The 13,460-nt window shown below is 70.2% G+C and carries 11 protein-coding genes; 10 read left to right on the top strand and 1 reads right to left on the bottom strand.

The window, feature by feature from the left end; genetic code table 11:
• The first annotated feature begins 24 nt into the window (after nucleotides 1-24).
• From ACUDCK_RS21900 to ACUDCK_RS21875, 6 genes are all read left to right on the top strand, one after another.
• Nucleotides 25-561, top strand: coding sequence for a MarR family winged helix-turn-helix transcriptional regulator (locus ACUDCK_RS21900; protein WP_054501077.1), 537 nt, complete (start codon nucleotides 25-27; stop codon nucleotides 559-561).
• A gap of 89 nt (nucleotides 562-650) precedes the next feature.
• Nucleotides 651-1,385 carry an enoyl-CoA hydratase/isomerase family protein gene (locus ACUDCK_RS21895; RefSeq protein WP_116792860.1) on the top strand — a complete coding sequence of 245 codons (735 nt, stop codon included), beginning with the start codon at nucleotides 651-653 and terminating at the stop codon, nucleotides 1,383-1,385.
• A complete protein-coding gene (locus tag ACUDCK_RS21890) occupies nucleotides 1,382-2,578 on the top strand; it encodes a CaiB/BaiF CoA transferase family protein (protein ID WP_054501079.1) in 1,197 nt (398 codons plus the stop codon). The genes ACUDCK_RS21895 and ACUDCK_RS21890 overlap by 4 nt, the downstream gene beginning before the upstream one ends.
• Before the next feature lie 71 nt (nucleotides 2,579-2,649).
• A complete protein-coding gene (locus tag ACUDCK_RS21885) occupies nucleotides 2,650-3,621 on the top strand; it encodes a Bug family tripartite tricarboxylate transporter substrate binding protein (protein WP_054501080.1) in 972 nt (323 codons plus the stop codon).
• Nucleotides 3,622-3,774: 153 nt separating this feature from the next.
• Nucleotides 3,775-4,029, top strand: a complete 255-nt coding sequence (locus ACUDCK_RS21880; protein WP_049075417.1) for a type II toxin-antitoxin system Phd/YefM family antitoxin — start codon at nucleotides 3,775-3,777, stop codon at nucleotides 4,027-4,029.
• On the top strand, nucleotides 4,026-4,454 hold the full coding sequence (locus ACUDCK_RS21875; protein ID WP_205760188.1) for a type II toxin-antitoxin system VapC family toxin: 429 nt from the start codon (nucleotides 4,026-4,028) through the stop codon (nucleotides 4,452-4,454). The genes ACUDCK_RS21880 and ACUDCK_RS21875 overlap by 4 nt, the downstream gene beginning before the upstream one ends.
• 80 nt (nucleotides 4,455-4,534) lie before the next feature.
• Here the strand turns inward: ACUDCK_RS21875 and ACUDCK_RS21870 are convergent, their stop codons facing one another.
• Nucleotides 4,535-5,488, bottom strand: a complete 954-nt coding sequence (locus ACUDCK_RS21870; protein ID WP_175167538.1) for an NAD(P)H-dependent flavin oxidoreductase — start codon at nucleotides 5,486-5,488, stop codon at nucleotides 4,535-4,537.
• 212 nt (nucleotides 5,489-5,700) lie between these two features.
• Between ACUDCK_RS21870 and ACUDCK_RS21865 the strand changes: the two genes are divergently transcribed.
• The 4 genes from ACUDCK_RS21865 to ACUDCK_RS21850 all read left to right on the top strand — a co-directional run bounded on the left by ACUDCK_RS21865 (nucleotide 5,701) and on the right by ACUDCK_RS21850 (nucleotide 13,387).
• Nucleotides 5,701-6,900 carry an MFS transporter gene (locus ACUDCK_RS21865; RefSeq protein ID WP_175167539.1) on the top strand — a complete coding sequence of 400 codons (1,200 nt, stop codon included), beginning with the start codon at nucleotides 5,701-5,703 and terminating at the stop codon, nucleotides 6,898-6,900.
• Between the two features lie 16 nt (nucleotides 6,901-6,916).
• Complete coding sequence (locus ACUDCK_RS21860; RefSeq protein WP_167385865.1) at nucleotides 6,917-7,078, top strand: hypothetical protein; 162 nt, start codon at nucleotides 6,917-6,919, stop codon at nucleotides 7,076-7,078.
• An 84-nt stretch (nucleotides 7,079-7,162) separates the two neighbouring features.
• Nucleotides 7,163-9,826, top strand: coding sequence for a PD-(D/E)XK nuclease family protein (locus ACUDCK_RS21855; RefSeq protein WP_175167540.1), 2,664 nt, complete (start codon nucleotides 7,163-7,165; stop codon nucleotides 9,824-9,826).
• A gap of 3 nt (nucleotides 9,827-9,829) precedes the next feature.
• Entirely contained in the window at nucleotides 9,830-13,387 is a 3,558-nt protein-coding gene (locus tag ACUDCK_RS21850) for a UvrD-helicase domain-containing protein (RefSeq protein WP_175167541.1), read from the top strand.
• Nucleotides 13,388-13,460: the final 73 nt, after the last annotated feature.

Below are 13,460 nucleotides of genomic sequence, written 5' to 3'. Positions count from 1 at the left end.
TCTCCGCATCTGAAGAGTCCGCCCATGGCCACCCGAACCGCATCCAAGTCAGCCACCGCCGCGCGTCCCGCTCCCCGGGCGTTGAAGGAACTGTTCTCGTACCGCCTGAACCGGCTGGCCTACGTGTCGAGCCGCATCGCCGCCGGCCTGAACGAAAGCCGCTACGGCGTGGGCCCACGCGAGTGGCGCATCATCGCGCTGCTGGGCGCGGCGCCGGACATGTCGCTGAACGCGGTGGCGCGCGAGGCCAACATCGACAAGAGCCAGGCCAGCCGCACCGTGTCCGAACTGATCGAGCGCGGCCTGATCCAGCGCAGCGCCGACAGCCAGGACGGCCGAGGCGTGAGCCTGGACCTGACGCGCAACGGCCGCGCGCTGTACGAGGAGATATTCCCGGCCGCGATCGAGCGCAACGAGGACATGCTGTCGGTGCTGTCGGAGTCCGAGCGCGAGGCCATGGAGCGCATGCTGGACAAGCTGACGACGCACGCGCTGGAGATGCTGAATGAATGCAAGGCGGAGGTGCCGGCGCGTCGCGGCCGCGGCGTGCAGCCGCGCTGAACGCCGGGCGCGAACTCGCGCCTTTTTTTACCTATATTGTTGATTTAATCAATCACTTTGCTTGTCGCCATTGGAAGAGGATATGCGTGATGTCGGAACTGATCATTGAAGACCTGGATGCGGTGCGGTTGCTGCGCCTGAACCGTCCGGAAAAGCACAACGCGCTGAACACCGCGTTGACCACGGCGCTGCTGGACGCGCTGCGCCAGGCCGACCGCGACGACGCGGTGCGCGCGGTGGTGCTGACGGGCAATGGCAAGTCGTTCTGCGCGGGCGCCGACACCGGCGAGTTCTCGGCCCTGACGCCGGAACAGCCGGACGCGGTGCTGCGCCGCGCCGACCTGACGACCGACCTGCACCTGGTGTTCTCGCGCATGGCCAAGCCGGTGATCGGCGCGGTCCACGGCAATGCGCTCGGCGGCGGCGCCGGCCTGGCGCTGGCCTGCGACCTGACGGTGATGGCCGAGGACGTGCGCTTCGGCTATCCGGAACTGCGCCACGGCATCGTGGCCGCGGTGGTCATGGCCAACCTGGTGCGCCAGGTCGGCCGCAAGCATGCCTTCGAGCTGGTGGCGATGGCCGAGCCGATCGATGGCGCGCGCGCATTGCAACTGGGCATCGCCAATCGCGTCGCGCCCGCCGCGCAGGTGCTGGACCAGGCGTTGGCGATGGCGCAGCGCCTGGCCGGCTGGGAACCGGCCGCGATGGGGCTGACCAAGCGCGCCTTCCACCGCGCGGCCGACCTGGGGCTCGGCGAGGCGCTGGGCGTGGGCCGCGACGCCAACGTCATCATGCGTGGTTTTCGCCAGGGAGCGGCGCGATGAGGCCGCTTGAAGGCGTCACCATCCTGGACCTGTCGCGCGTGCTGGCGTGCCCGTTCGCCTCGATGATCCTGGCCGAGCTGGGCGCCGAGGTCATCAAGGTCGAGCAGCCCGGCGGCGGCGACGAGACGCGCGGCTTCGAACCCAAGGTGCAAGGCGAGGGCGGCACCGAGTCGGCCTACTACCTGGCCTTCAACCGCAGCAAGCAGTCGGTCACGGTGAACTTCCGCCACCCCGAGGGGCAGGCGCTGATCCGGCGGCTGGCGCAGACCTGCGACGTGGTGGTCGAGAACTTCCCGGTCGGCACGCTCGCCAAGTACGGCCTGGACCGCGAGCACATCGCGCCGGACAACCCCGGCCTGATCTATTTCTCGTGCACCGGGTTCGGCATGACCGGACCGTACGCGCCGCGCAAGGGCTATGACACCGTATTCCAGGCCATGGGCGGGATCATGAGCCTGACAGGCGAGCGGGGCGGCGGTCCGGTCAAGCCGGGCCTGCCGGTGAGCGACCTGACCTCGGGCCTGTGGGCCGCCATCGGCATTCTGTCGGCGCTGGTGGGACGGGCGCGTTCGGGACAGGGCTGCCATATCGACTTTTCGATGCTGGACGGGCAGGTGGGCCTGCTGTCGCTGGCGGCGGCGCGCTATTTCGCGTTGGGCGAAGTGCCGCCGCGGCTGGGCACGGAACACCCCGGCCGGGTGCCGTCCGCCGCGTTCGAGTGTGGCGACGGCCGCTGGGTGCAGATCACCGGCAGCGACCAGCACTGGAAGCCGCTGTGCGAGGCGCTCGACCTGCCGCAGTGGGCCGACGATCCGGAGCTGGCGCGCAACGCCGTGCGCGTGGCGCGCCGCGACGAAGTCATGGCCGGCCTGTCGGCGGCCGCCGCGCGGCTGACGCGCGACGAACTGTGCCGCCGCTGCGATGCGCGCGGCGTGCCGGCCGGCCCGATCCTGGATGTGGAGGAGATCCTGCACAACGAGCACGTGCTCGCGCGCGGCATGGTGGCCAGCTACGAGCATCCGTCCATCGGCCGCTTCGGCGCGGTGCCGGTGCCATTCAAGTTCGACGGTTTCGACGATCCGAGGCTGGAGCGCCCGCCCTTGCTGGGCGAGCACACCGACAGCGTGCTGGCCGGCCGGCTCGGCCTGTCGCCTGCGCAGATCGAGGCGTTACGCGCGCAGGGCGCGATCTAGCCATCGGGGCCATGAGCCCCGGGGCCTTTCCCCGCACCACACATAAAACACAATATCCCAGGAGACAAACCATGAAGACTCTGAAGCGCCTGCTGTGCGGCGCGGCGGTGGCCGGCGCGTTGTGCGCCCCTGCCGTCGCCGCCGATTCCTATCCCTCGCAGCCGATCACGCTGGTCAACCCGTATGCCGCCGGCGGTCCCGCCGACGTGCTGGGGCGGGCGCTGGCGCGCGAGCTGGAAAAGCAGTTGGGCAAGACCATCATCGTCGAAAACAAGGCCGGCGGCGGCGCGGCCATTGGCGCCAACTTCGTGGCGCGCGCCAAGCCGGACGGCTACACGCTGCTGCTCGGCACGTCGGCCGCCCACGTGGTGACGCCGCTGATGCAGCAGACGCCGTACGACGGCATCAAGGACTTCGCCTTCGTCTCGATCGTCGCCAATCAGCCCAACATGCTGGTGGTGCGGCCCACGCTCAAGGCCGACAGCGTCGAGCAGTTGATCGCGATGGCGCGCAAGGAACCAGGGCGCATCAACTATGCCTCGGCCGGGCCCGGCAGCTCGCCGCACCTGGGCGCCGAGCTGTTCCGGGAACGCGCCGGCGTGGACATCGTCCACATCCCCTACAGCGGCGCGGCGCCCGCCATCAACGATCTGGTCGGCGGGCAGGTGGACATGGCGGTGCTGAACCTGGCCGCCAGCCTGCAGTTCATCCGCAGCGGCCGGCTCAAGGCGCTGGCCTACGCCAACGACCACCGCTCGCCGCTGCTGCCCGACGTGCCGACGCTGGCCGAATCCGGCGTGAAGGGCGCGGAGTCCGCCTCCTGGTACAGCCTGGCCGCGCCCAAGGGCACGCCGCCGGAGGTCCTGCAGCGCCTGAACGACGCGGTGGCCAAGGTCAACGCCAATCCGGAATACAGCAAGCTGATGCAGGCGCAGGGCGTGGACCTGTGGAACATGACGCCACAGGAAGCGACGGCCTTCGTGGAAAAGGACCAGGCGGCCATGCGCAAGCTGGTGCAGGCTGCGGGGTTGATGAAGAAATAGGACGATTCTGGCTGGGTGCGAGGGCGCTTGGTCGCCCTTGGTTGATCCTGACGCGCGGGAGAATTCCTGGGCGGCCTCGGCTACCGGGGGTTGTCCCGCCACTGTTAATGTAGTAACGTTACTACACATTAAGCAAGGATCAAAGGATGCGCGATGTCCATCACCACACTTTCCAGCCGCGAACTCAATCAGGACGTGACCAAGGCGAAGAAGGCGGCCCTCAAGGGGCCCGTGTTCATCACGGATCGAGGCAAGCCGTCCCATGTCCTGCTCGCCATCGAGGACTACTGGCGCCTGGTCGGCAAAAAGCGAAGTATCGTCAGCGCGCTGTCGATGCCCGGCCTTGCCGACATCGAACTCGATGCTCCCCGCTCACGCGAGCTGCCTCGCCCGGCGGACGTCGCGTGATGTTCCTGCTGGATACCAACGTGCTTTCCGAACTGCGCAAGGTGGGCGACGGCAAGGCCGACAAGAACGTGACCGCCTGGCTCTCGGATGAGGATGCGGCGAATTTCTACGTTTCCGCGATAACGCTCATGGAGCTGGAGATCGGCATTCTGCGCATGGAACGACGCGATGTCGGGCAAGGCGCGCGGTTGCGCGAGTGGATGCGTGATCGCGTCCTGCCGGAGTTCTCCGACAGGACGTTGCCGCTCGATGGGGCGGTGGCATTGCGCTGCGCCAGGTTGCACGTGCCGGATATGCGTCCCGAGCGGGATGCGTTCATTGCCGCCACCGCCCTGGTGCACGGCATGACGCTGGTCACCCGGAACGTGTCTGATTTTTCGGGTTGTGGCGTGGTCATCGTCAATCCCTGGGAAGCCGGCGCGTGAATCGCGCCGCCGCCCGGGCGATACCGGGGCAGGGCTGAACCGCGGCGACCTTCGTGCGGATGTGGGGCTCGATCCGCGCTTCACTCCGCCAGCAGCGCCGCGCGCCTGAGCGCTTCGCGCGTTTGCGCCACCAGTTGCTCGACCACCGCGCCCGCCGGCTGCAGGCTGTCGATCAGGCCCGCGCTCTGGCCGGCCTCGACCTTGCCGCCCTGCACGTCGCCGTCGAAGGCGGCCTGCTTCAAGGAACTGCCGGCGAACAGGGTCTCCAGCATGGCCTGATCGCCGCCATGTTCGGCCGCGAGATAGTCGCGGGCGAAGGCGTTGCGCAACATTCTCACCGGCGAACGGCCGCGTCCCACCAGCGTGGTGTCGGCCACGCCCGCCGCCAGCACCGCGTCCTTGTAGGCGTCGCATACGCCCGCCTCGGTCGTCAGCAGGAAGCGCGTGCCCAGTTGCGCGCCGGCCGCGCCCAGGCATAGCGCGGCCGCGATGCCGGCGCCGTCGGCAATGCCGCCGGCCGCCACCACCGGCACCGACACGCGTCGCACCACCGCGCGCAGCAACACCTGCAAGCCGACCTCGTCGGGGCCTGGGTGGCCACCGGCTTCCAGGCCGACCGCGATCACCGCGTCCACGCCGGCCGCTTCGGCCTTGGCGGCATGCTCCGGACTGGCGATCACCTGCAGCCATTTTGCGCCAGCGTCGCACGCGCGCCCAATGTGTTTCTGCGGTCCGCCCTGCGAGGCGATGATGACCGGCACGCCTTCGGCCAGGGCGATGTCCATGTGTTCCTGCGCCCGCTTGTTGTAGAGCGGGATGTTGACGGCGTAAGGCGCCTCGGTGCCGGCGCGAACCGCGCGGATGGCGGCCCGCAGCGCCTCGGGATACATGGGGCCGGCGGCGATCACGCCGAGCCCGCCGGCGCGCGATACGGCCAGCGCCAGCGCCGCGTTCGACGAGGCCCAGCTCATGCCGCCCTGGATGATCGGATAGCGCGTGCCCAGCAGGCGGGTCAGCGGAGTTTGCAGAGTCATGGCTGATCAGGATGGGGAAAATCCCATTCTGAAATAAATGGTTGATAAAATCAACTATATTGTTGAGCGCGGCGCGCGCCGTGGCGACATATGCGATGTGGCGACACGGGTATTGCCGGTGGCTCCGGGTTATTTGTTTATGATGTGCGCGTCTGGCCCACGGCCAGGCCGTCCCGAGGAGGGGGCGCCTTTCTCCATCAATAAGAACAATCATGTCGAGCACTACCGATACGCGTTACGTGCGCACCGTCATCCTGGGTACCCTGGTGGTGCTGCTGGCCATGGGCGTGCGCGCCACCTTCGGCCTGTTCATGCAGCCGATGGGCCTGGCGCACGGCTGGAGCCGCGAAGTGTTTTCCATGGCCTTCGCGCTGCAGAACCTGGTCTGGGGCGTGGCCTGCATTTTCATGGGCATCCTGGCCGACCGCTATGGCTCCGGCCGCACCATCGCGCTGGGCGCGGCGCTGTACATGCTGGGCATGATCGGCACCCGCTTCGCCACCGACGAAACCACGCTCTACCTGAGCGCCGGCCTGCTGGTCGGCCTGGGCCAGGCCGGCACCACGTTCCCGGTGATCCTGCCGGTGGTGGCGCGTGCCGTGCCGCCCGCCTATCGCAGCACCGCCATGGGCATCGCCAGCGCCGGCGGCTCGCTCGGCCAGTTCGCGGTGGTGCCGACCGGGCAGGCGCTGATTACCGGCCTGGACTGGCCGGGCGCGTTGTGGGTGCTGTCGCTGTTCGTCGCTTGCGCGGCGCCGCTGGCCTATTTCCTGCGCGGCCGTCCGCAGGCCCACGGCGGGCCGCAGCAATCGCTGACGGCGGCGGTGCGGCAGGCGGTGCGGCATCCGTCGTTCCATTTCCTGTTCTGGAGCTATTTCGTCTGCGGCTTCCACACCGCGTTCATTACCCTGCACCTGCCGGCCTACGTCACCGACGGCGGCCTGACGCCGGGGCAGGGCGCCACCGCGATCGCGCTGATCGGGCTGTTCAACGTGCTGGGGTCCTTCTACGCCGGCAAGCTTGGCGGCCAGTACAGCAAGAAGCGCTTGCTGGCGGTGGTCTACGGCATGCGCGCCTTCGGCATCCTGCTGCTGTTATGGATGCCGCTGTCGCCGTGGGTGCTGTATGCGTTCGCGGCCTGGATGGGCCTGTTCTGGCTGGGCACGGTGCCGCTGACGCAGGGGCTGATCGGCCAGATCTATGGCCTGCGTTATGCCGCGACCCTGTCGGGCATCGTCTTTTTGGGACACCAGGTTGGCAGTTTCATCGGCGTGTGGCTGGGCGGTTATGCCTATGCCAAGACCGGCAACTACGACCTGGTCTGGTGGCTGGGCGTGGCGCTGGCGGTGGCCGCCGCGCTGCTGTGCCTGCCGGTGCGCGAGCAGCCGCTGGCGCAGCCGGCGACCGCCTGATACGCGGGTGGCCCTGATGACCGACTCGCCCTCCGCATCGCCCGCCCGCCGCCATCGCGTCTGGCGCCTGGCGGGCTGGGGGGCGCTGGCCCTGGTGCTGGGCCTGGCCTTCTGGGGCTATACCCAGCCCGACATGCAGATCCATTGGGAAAACCTGGCGTCGCTGTGCGGTTTCTAGCCACGCGGGCGGGGCGGGGGCGCGGTATCCTACGGCGGTAATCGTTTTGACACCGCGTTTCCGTATCGCGTTTTGACGCCGCCCATGCAGGACGACCCGCTTTCCTACCCCGACCTGAGCCTGTCCGCCATCGGCGACATGCCCGCCGCCGACATGCTGGTGCTGACGGTCAACAACCGCCTGTCGCGCCGGCTCACGCTCGAGCTGGCCGGGTTGCTGCGCCAGGAGCGCCAGGTCAGCGAACTGCCGCGCATCCTGCCGTTGTCCGCCTGGCTGGCCGAATCCGCCAATGAACTGGCGTTCGAGGCCGATGACGACGTGCCGGCCTACCGGCTCGACGGCTTCGCCACCCAGTTGGTCTGGACCGAAGCCATCCGCGCCGAAGAGGCCGAGCGCGTGCTGCTGGACGCGAGCCAGGCGGCGCGCCTGTCGATGGACGCGGACCAGCTCATGGACGAGTGGGCGCTGCGCGTACCGTCCGGCGCCGACACTGACGAGTACCGCGGCTTCGCCCGCTGGCGCGAACGCTACCGCCAGGCCCTGGCCGCCATCGACGCCGAGGACGCCAACCAGGGCTATGCCCGCGTGCTGCGGGCGCTCGAGGATGGCCGGCTGGCCGTGCCCGGCCATCTGGTGTTGGCTGGCTTTACCGACATGTCGCCGCGTTTTCGGCGCCTGCTGCGGGCATTCGAGGAACAGGGCTGCCTGATTGCGCAATGGCGCGACACGCAGCGCGCGCCCGCCGCGCCGCGCCGCTACGAGGCGCCGGACCAGGGCGCCGAATGGCGCGCGGCGGCCGAGTGGGCCGCCAGCCAGCTCAAGCGTCATCCCGGCGGCCGCTACGCCATCGTCTCGCCCCAGCTCGAAGCCGAGTCGCCGTTCGCGCGGCGCATTCTCAGCCAGGCGCTGGCGGGCCATGACGGCGCGCCGGCGTTCGCCTTCAACGTGGCGGTCGGCCGTCCGCTGGACGAATGGCCGCTGGCGCGCGCCGCGTTGGCGTGGCTGCGCGCGCTGGCCGAGTGCGCGGCCGGCAACGGCTCCGGCGTCGAGGTGTTGGGCGCCGCGCTGCTGGCGGGCCACTGCGCGGGCGATGTCAGCGAACGCGCCGGCCTGGCCGCGCTCGATGCGCGCTGGCGCCGTCGCGGCCAGATCCACCTGTCCGCGACGGAATGGCGCAAGCAACTGTCGCAGTTGCCGCCGCTGGCGCAGGCCTGGGACCAGGCCATGGAGATCTGGACGAAGGGCGGCGCGCGCGCCACCAGCGATGTCTGGATGCTGCGCATGAAGGCGGCGCTGACGGCGCTCGGCTTTCCCGGCGAGGGCGTGCTGGACAGCGTCGGCTATCAGGTGCTGGGCGCGTTCGGCGAGGCGCTGGGCGGCTTCTCGGCGTTGGCGCCGGCCGCCGGCAAGCTGGGCGGCGTGGCGGCGGTCAACCTGCTCCAGAGCGTGGCGCGCTCGGCCGCGTTCCAGCCGCAGCGCGACCCGCTGGCGCGCCTGGATGTGCTGGGCCTGCTGGAAGCCGAAGGCGGTTTCTGGGACGGCGTCTGGATGCTGGGCCTGACCGACGACGTGCTGCCGGCCTCGCCCAAGCCGAACCCGCTGCTGCCGCTGGCGGTGCTGCGTCAGGCCAAGGCGCCGCGCGCCACGCCCGAGCGCGAACGCGAGTGGGCCGAGGGCATCTACGCGGCGCTGTGCCGCTGCGCGCCGGAGGTCATCGTCAGCCACGCGCATATGGATGGCGAACGCGAGTTGCGGCCGTCGCCGCTGATCGCCGGAGCTGCCCTGACCGATTGGCGGCCGGCGCCGGCCGCCGCCGTGGCCGCCTTGCCGCAGGAAACCCTGGACGACGCGCAAGGGCCGCCCTTGACGTCCGACGACCATGGCGGCGGCGGGCTGGATGTATTGGACACGCAGGCGCGCAACCCCCTGTGGGCGTTCGTGCGCCACCGGCTGGGCGGACGCGAACTCGCGGCCTATGCCGACGCGGCCACGGTGAACGTGCGCGGCCAGTTCCTGCACAAGGCGTTGGAACTGGTGTGGGGCATGCTGCCCGACCAGGAGGCCTTGCATGACACGCTGGCCGGCGGCCGCCTGCCCGCCTTGCTGGAGCAGGCGGTGGCGCAGGCCGCCGAGGAAGAACTGCAGCAGTATGCGCCGGCGCTGAAGGCGCTGGAATGCGCCCGCGCGCGGACGGTGCTGGCGTCGTGGCTGGACATGGAAGCCCAGCGCCTGCCGTTCGCGGTGGCGCAGGTCGAGAAGAACCACGAATGGCGCCATGGCCCGCTGCACCTGAAGCTGCGGCTGGACCGCATCGACACGCTGGCCGACGGCCGCAACGTCATCGTCGACTACAAGACCGGCGTGGCCGCCGCCAAGCCCGAGCCCGATTGGTCGCGTAGCCGCCCTGTGAACGTGCAGTTGCCGTTCTACGCCTCGGTGCTGGCCGATGCCGCCGGCGGCGAAGTGGCCGGCCTGGTGCTGGCCCAGATCCATGCGCGCCAGGTGGCGGCGCAGGGTCTGGCCGACGAAGACCTGGGCATGGAAGGCGTGACGCTGGCGGCCGAGAGCAAGTACTTCGACGGCCTGTCCTGGCCCGAGATCCGCCAGCGCTGGCGCGCCGCGATCGAGTCGCTGGCCGATGAATACGTGGCGGGCCATGCCGCCAACGTCGCCTACCGCCGCGACGACCTGAAATACTGCGACGCGCTGCCTTTCCTGCGCCTGCACCTGGATGACGAGGACGCCTGAGCCATGGCCGATATGGAACGCCAGCCCCAGGACCATGCCGCGCGCGCGGCGGCGCTGGACCCCGCACGCTCTTTCCTGGTGCAGGCGCCCGCCGGCTCCGGCAAGACGGAACTGCTGACCGACCGCATCCTGGCGCTGCTGGCCACCGTCAACCGCCCCGAGGAAATCGTCGCCATCACCTTCACGCGCAAGGCGGCTTCTGAGATGCATGCGCGCGTGCTGAGCAAGCTGCGCCGCGGCCTGGACGCGCCGCCCGAGGCCGCGCACGAACGCCGTAGCTGGGAACTGGCGCGCGCCGCGCTGTCGCGCAACGCCGAACAGGAATGGCACCTGCTGGAGCATCCGGCGCGGCTGGCGATCCGCACCATCGACTCGTTCTGCGCCGGCCTGGTCCGCAGCATGCCGTGGCTGTCCGAACTGGGCGGCATGCCCGAGATCACCGACGACGCCCGCGCCCATTACGAAGCGGCGGCGCGCGCCACGCTCGATCTGGCGGACGACTACGACGCGGTCCGCATCCTGCTGCAGCACATGGACGTGGACGTGCAGGCGGCCAAGGACGCCATCGCCGACATGCTCGGCCAGCGCGACCAGTGGCTGCCGCTGCTGCGCCATGGTTCCGACCGCGAGGCGCTGGAGGAAACCCTGGCCGAGGCCATCGGCGAAGACCTGGACGCGCTGTGCGAGGCCATGCCCTACGGCTGGGCCGACGCGCTGTGCGGCCCGGCGCGGCTGGCCGCGGCGCAATTGCAGGACGGCGGCGAGGACGACCGCCTGGCGGCCTTGCTCGACTGGACCGAGGAACTGCCGGCCGACGCCGAAGTGCTGGAGCAATGGCGCGCCGTGGCCCATCTGCTGCTGACCGGCACCGGGTCGCTGCGCAAGACCGTCAACAAGAACCTGGGCTTTCCCGCCAAGTGCGCGCATAAAGAACCCTTCGTCGCCTGGCTCGAGAGCGCCGATGGTGACGCCCCGTGGGTGCGGCGCCTGGCCGCGGTGCGCGACATTCCCGCGCCGCGCTTGAGCGACGCCCAATGGGAAGTGCTGGGCGCGCAGTTGATGACGCTGGCGCTGGCGGTGGCGCAATTGCGGCTGCGCTTTGCCGACACCGGCGAGGTCGATTTCATCGAGATCTCGCAGCGCGCCGCCTCGGCGCTGGGCAGCGCCGACGATCCGGGCGAGCTGCTGCTCAAGCTCGACGCGTCCATCCGCCATCTGCTGATCGACGAATTCCAGGACACCAGCCAGACGCAGCTCGATCTGTTGAAAACGTTGACCTCCGGCTGGCAGGAGGGCGACGGCCGCAGCCTGTTCCTGGTGGGCGATCCGATGCAGTCGATCTACCGTTTCCGCAAGGCGGAGGTGGGGCTGTTCCTCGAAGTCGCGGAAACGGGCGTGGGCGAACTGCAACCGGGTTTCCTCAACCTGACCGACAATTTCCGCTCGCAGGCCGGCATCGTCGACTGGGTCAACCAGTCGTTCGCGCAACTCTTGCCCAAGCGCAGCGACGCCGCCGCGGGCGCCATCAAGTACAGCCCGTCCACGGCTTTTCACGAGGCCTTGCCGGATGCGGCCGTGCGCTTCCACCCCGCCTGGTCGCGCGCCGGCGCCGCGCCGGCCGAGGAACAGGCCGAGGACATCGCCGTCGGCCTGGTGCGGCAGGCGCTGGCCGAACACGCGGGCAGCAAGCACCCGGTCGCCATCCTGGTGCGGGCCCGCAGCCACCTGGGCAACCTGACGCGTCGGCTGGCGCAGGAAGGCATCCGCTGCCGCGCGGTGGACCTGGTGCCGCTGGCGCTGCGGCCGGTGGTGGCGGACCTGGTGCAACTGGTGCGGGCGCTGTCGCATCCGGGCGACCGGCTGGCGTGGCTGTCGGTGCTGCGCGCGCCGTTCTGTGGCCTGACGCTGGAGTCGTTGCAGCGCCTGTTCGGCGCCGACCACGTGACGCCGGTGCCGGTGCTGCTGGAGCGCCTGTTGCGCCCGGCGCCGGCGAAGGCCGTGGCGGCGCCCTTGGCCACCGCGCCGGCGGCGCGTCAGGGATCGCTGTTCGACGACACCGAGAACCCGGCGCAAGGGGCCTTGTTCGCCGATGCGGCGCCTGATGCCTCGCGTGTTGATCCGGCGTTGACGCCGATCGCGGCGAGCGATGGCGAGCCCTCGTTCAGCGGCGCCGATACTCCGCGTTCGGCCGAGACCTTGCTGCGCCCCGATGAATACGCGCGCCTGCGGCAGGTGGCGGCGATATTGCTGGATACGCGCAATGCCTCGGGGGCGATGCCGTTCGCGGCCTGGGTCGAGACGCTGTGGCGCCGCCTGGGCGGGCCGGCGCTCTACAGCGGTCCGTCGGTCGCCAACGACGCCGAAAGCCTGTTCCAGTTGGTCGAGCGCCTGGCGCCGCACGGGGCCATCGACGCGGCCGCGCTGGATACCGGCATCGCGCGCCTGTTCGCGGCGCCCGACGCCGCCGACGAAGAGGCCGCGGTCGAGATCATGACCATGCACAAGTCCAAGGGCCTGCAGTTCGAGACCGTGATCCTGTACGGCCTGCATCGCGCGCCGCGCGGCGACCAGCCGCCGCTGGTGCGCTTCGAGCAAAGCGGCGGGCGCGTGCTGTTCGGCCCGGTCAAGCCGCGCGCCGAAACCGAGGCCGATCCCGTGTCGCGCTACCTGGGCGCGCGCGAGGCCCGCCGCGCCTCCTATGAGATTGACCGCCTGCTGTACGTCGCCGCCACCCGCGCCCGCAAGCGCCTGCATCTGGTCGGCCACGTCAGCGTCGACGAGGCCAGCGGCCAGCCCAAGACGCCATCCTCCGCGAGCCTGCTGGGCCGCCTCTGGCCCTGCTTGGCGACTCCGGTGCCGCCGGCCGCCGACGGCGACACGGCCGAGCCCGTGGCCGACGCGCCCGAGTGGCAGGGCGAACCGCTGCGCCGGCTGCACCGCGACGGCCTGGCGCAATTGGCGCGGCAGGCAGACATCGCCATCAGCCCCGGCTTCGCCGCCGCCGCGCGCGGCGCCTGGGGCGACAGCGCCGAACATCCGGCCTGGCAACTCGAATCCGGCTACGACGCCGCCATCGGCACCCTGGCCCACGCCTGGCTGGCCCGCATCGGCCAGGACGGCATCGCGGCCTGGCCGGCCGACACCCTGGCCCAGCGCCTGCCCGCCATGCGCCGCCAACTGACCCGCGCCGGCATCCCCGCCAGCCAGGCCGACGCCGCCGCCGAAGCCGTCCTGGACACGCTCCAGTCGACCCTCGCCGACGACCGCGGCCTCTGGCTCCTCTCCCAATCCGGCGCCCGCCGCGAATGGCCCCTCATCGACGCCGCCGGCAAGGTCTCCGTCATCGATCTGGCCCTCAGCACCGAAGACGGCTGGCTCATCGTCGACTACAAAACAGGCCGCCCCCAACCCAACGAATCCCCCGCCGCCTTCGCCCAACGCATGCGCCAACGCCACGGCGACCAACTCCTGCGCTACTGCGCCCAAGTCACCGCCCTGGACGGCCGCAAAGCCCGCGCCGCCCTCTACTTCCCCCGCGCCCGCGCCTGGATCGACCTGTAGCAGCCCCCCTGCCCAACCAGGGCAAGCCAAGCCAAAGCAAGCGAGGCAGGCAAAGCGGAGCAAGCCAAGCGAA

It is taken from the genome of Achromobacter sp. CF-sbj1-Ac2-l (assembly GCF_052698165.1).
The sequence above is the reverse complement of the archived record's forward strand: the minus strand, read 5'-3'. Positions and strand labels throughout refer to the sequence as shown.

Coding starts and splice junctions, on each gene's coding strand:
- ACUDCK_RS21900 (WP_054501077.1), top strand. CDS start 25: ATGGCCACCCGAACCGCATCCAAGTCAGCCACCGCCGCGCGTCCCGCT.
- ACUDCK_RS21895 (WP_116792860.1), top strand. CDS start 651: ATGTCGGAACTGATCATTGAAGACCTGGATGCGGTGCGGTTGCTGCGC.
- ACUDCK_RS21890 (WP_054501079.1), top strand. CDS start 1,382: ATGAGGCCGCTTGAAGGCGTCACCATCCTGGACCTGTCGCGCGTGCTG.
- ACUDCK_RS21885 (WP_054501080.1), top strand. CDS start 2,650: ATGAAGACTCTGAAGCGCCTGCTGTGCGGCGCGGCGGTGGCCGGCGCG.
- ACUDCK_RS21880 (WP_049075417.1), top strand. CDS start 3,775: ATGTCCATCACCACACTTTCCAGCCGCGAACTCAATCAGGACGTGACC.
- ACUDCK_RS21870 (WP_175167538.1), bottom strand. CDS start 5,488: ATGACTCTGCAAACTCCGCTGACCCGCCTGCTGGGCACGCGCTATCCG.
- ACUDCK_RS21865 (WP_175167539.1), top strand. CDS start 5,701: ATGTCGAGCACTACCGATACGCGTTACGTGCGCACCGTCATCCTGGGT.
- ACUDCK_RS21860 (WP_167385865.1), top strand. CDS start 6,917: ATGACCGACTCGCCCTCCGCATCGCCCGCCCGCCGCCATCGCGTCTGG.
- ACUDCK_RS21855 (WP_175167540.1), top strand. CDS start 7,163: ATGCAGGACGACCCGCTTTCCTACCCCGACCTGAGCCTGTCCGCCATC.
- ACUDCK_RS21850 (WP_175167541.1), top strand. CDS start 9,830: ATGGCCGATATGGAACGCCAGCCCCAGGACCATGCCGCGCGCGCGGCG.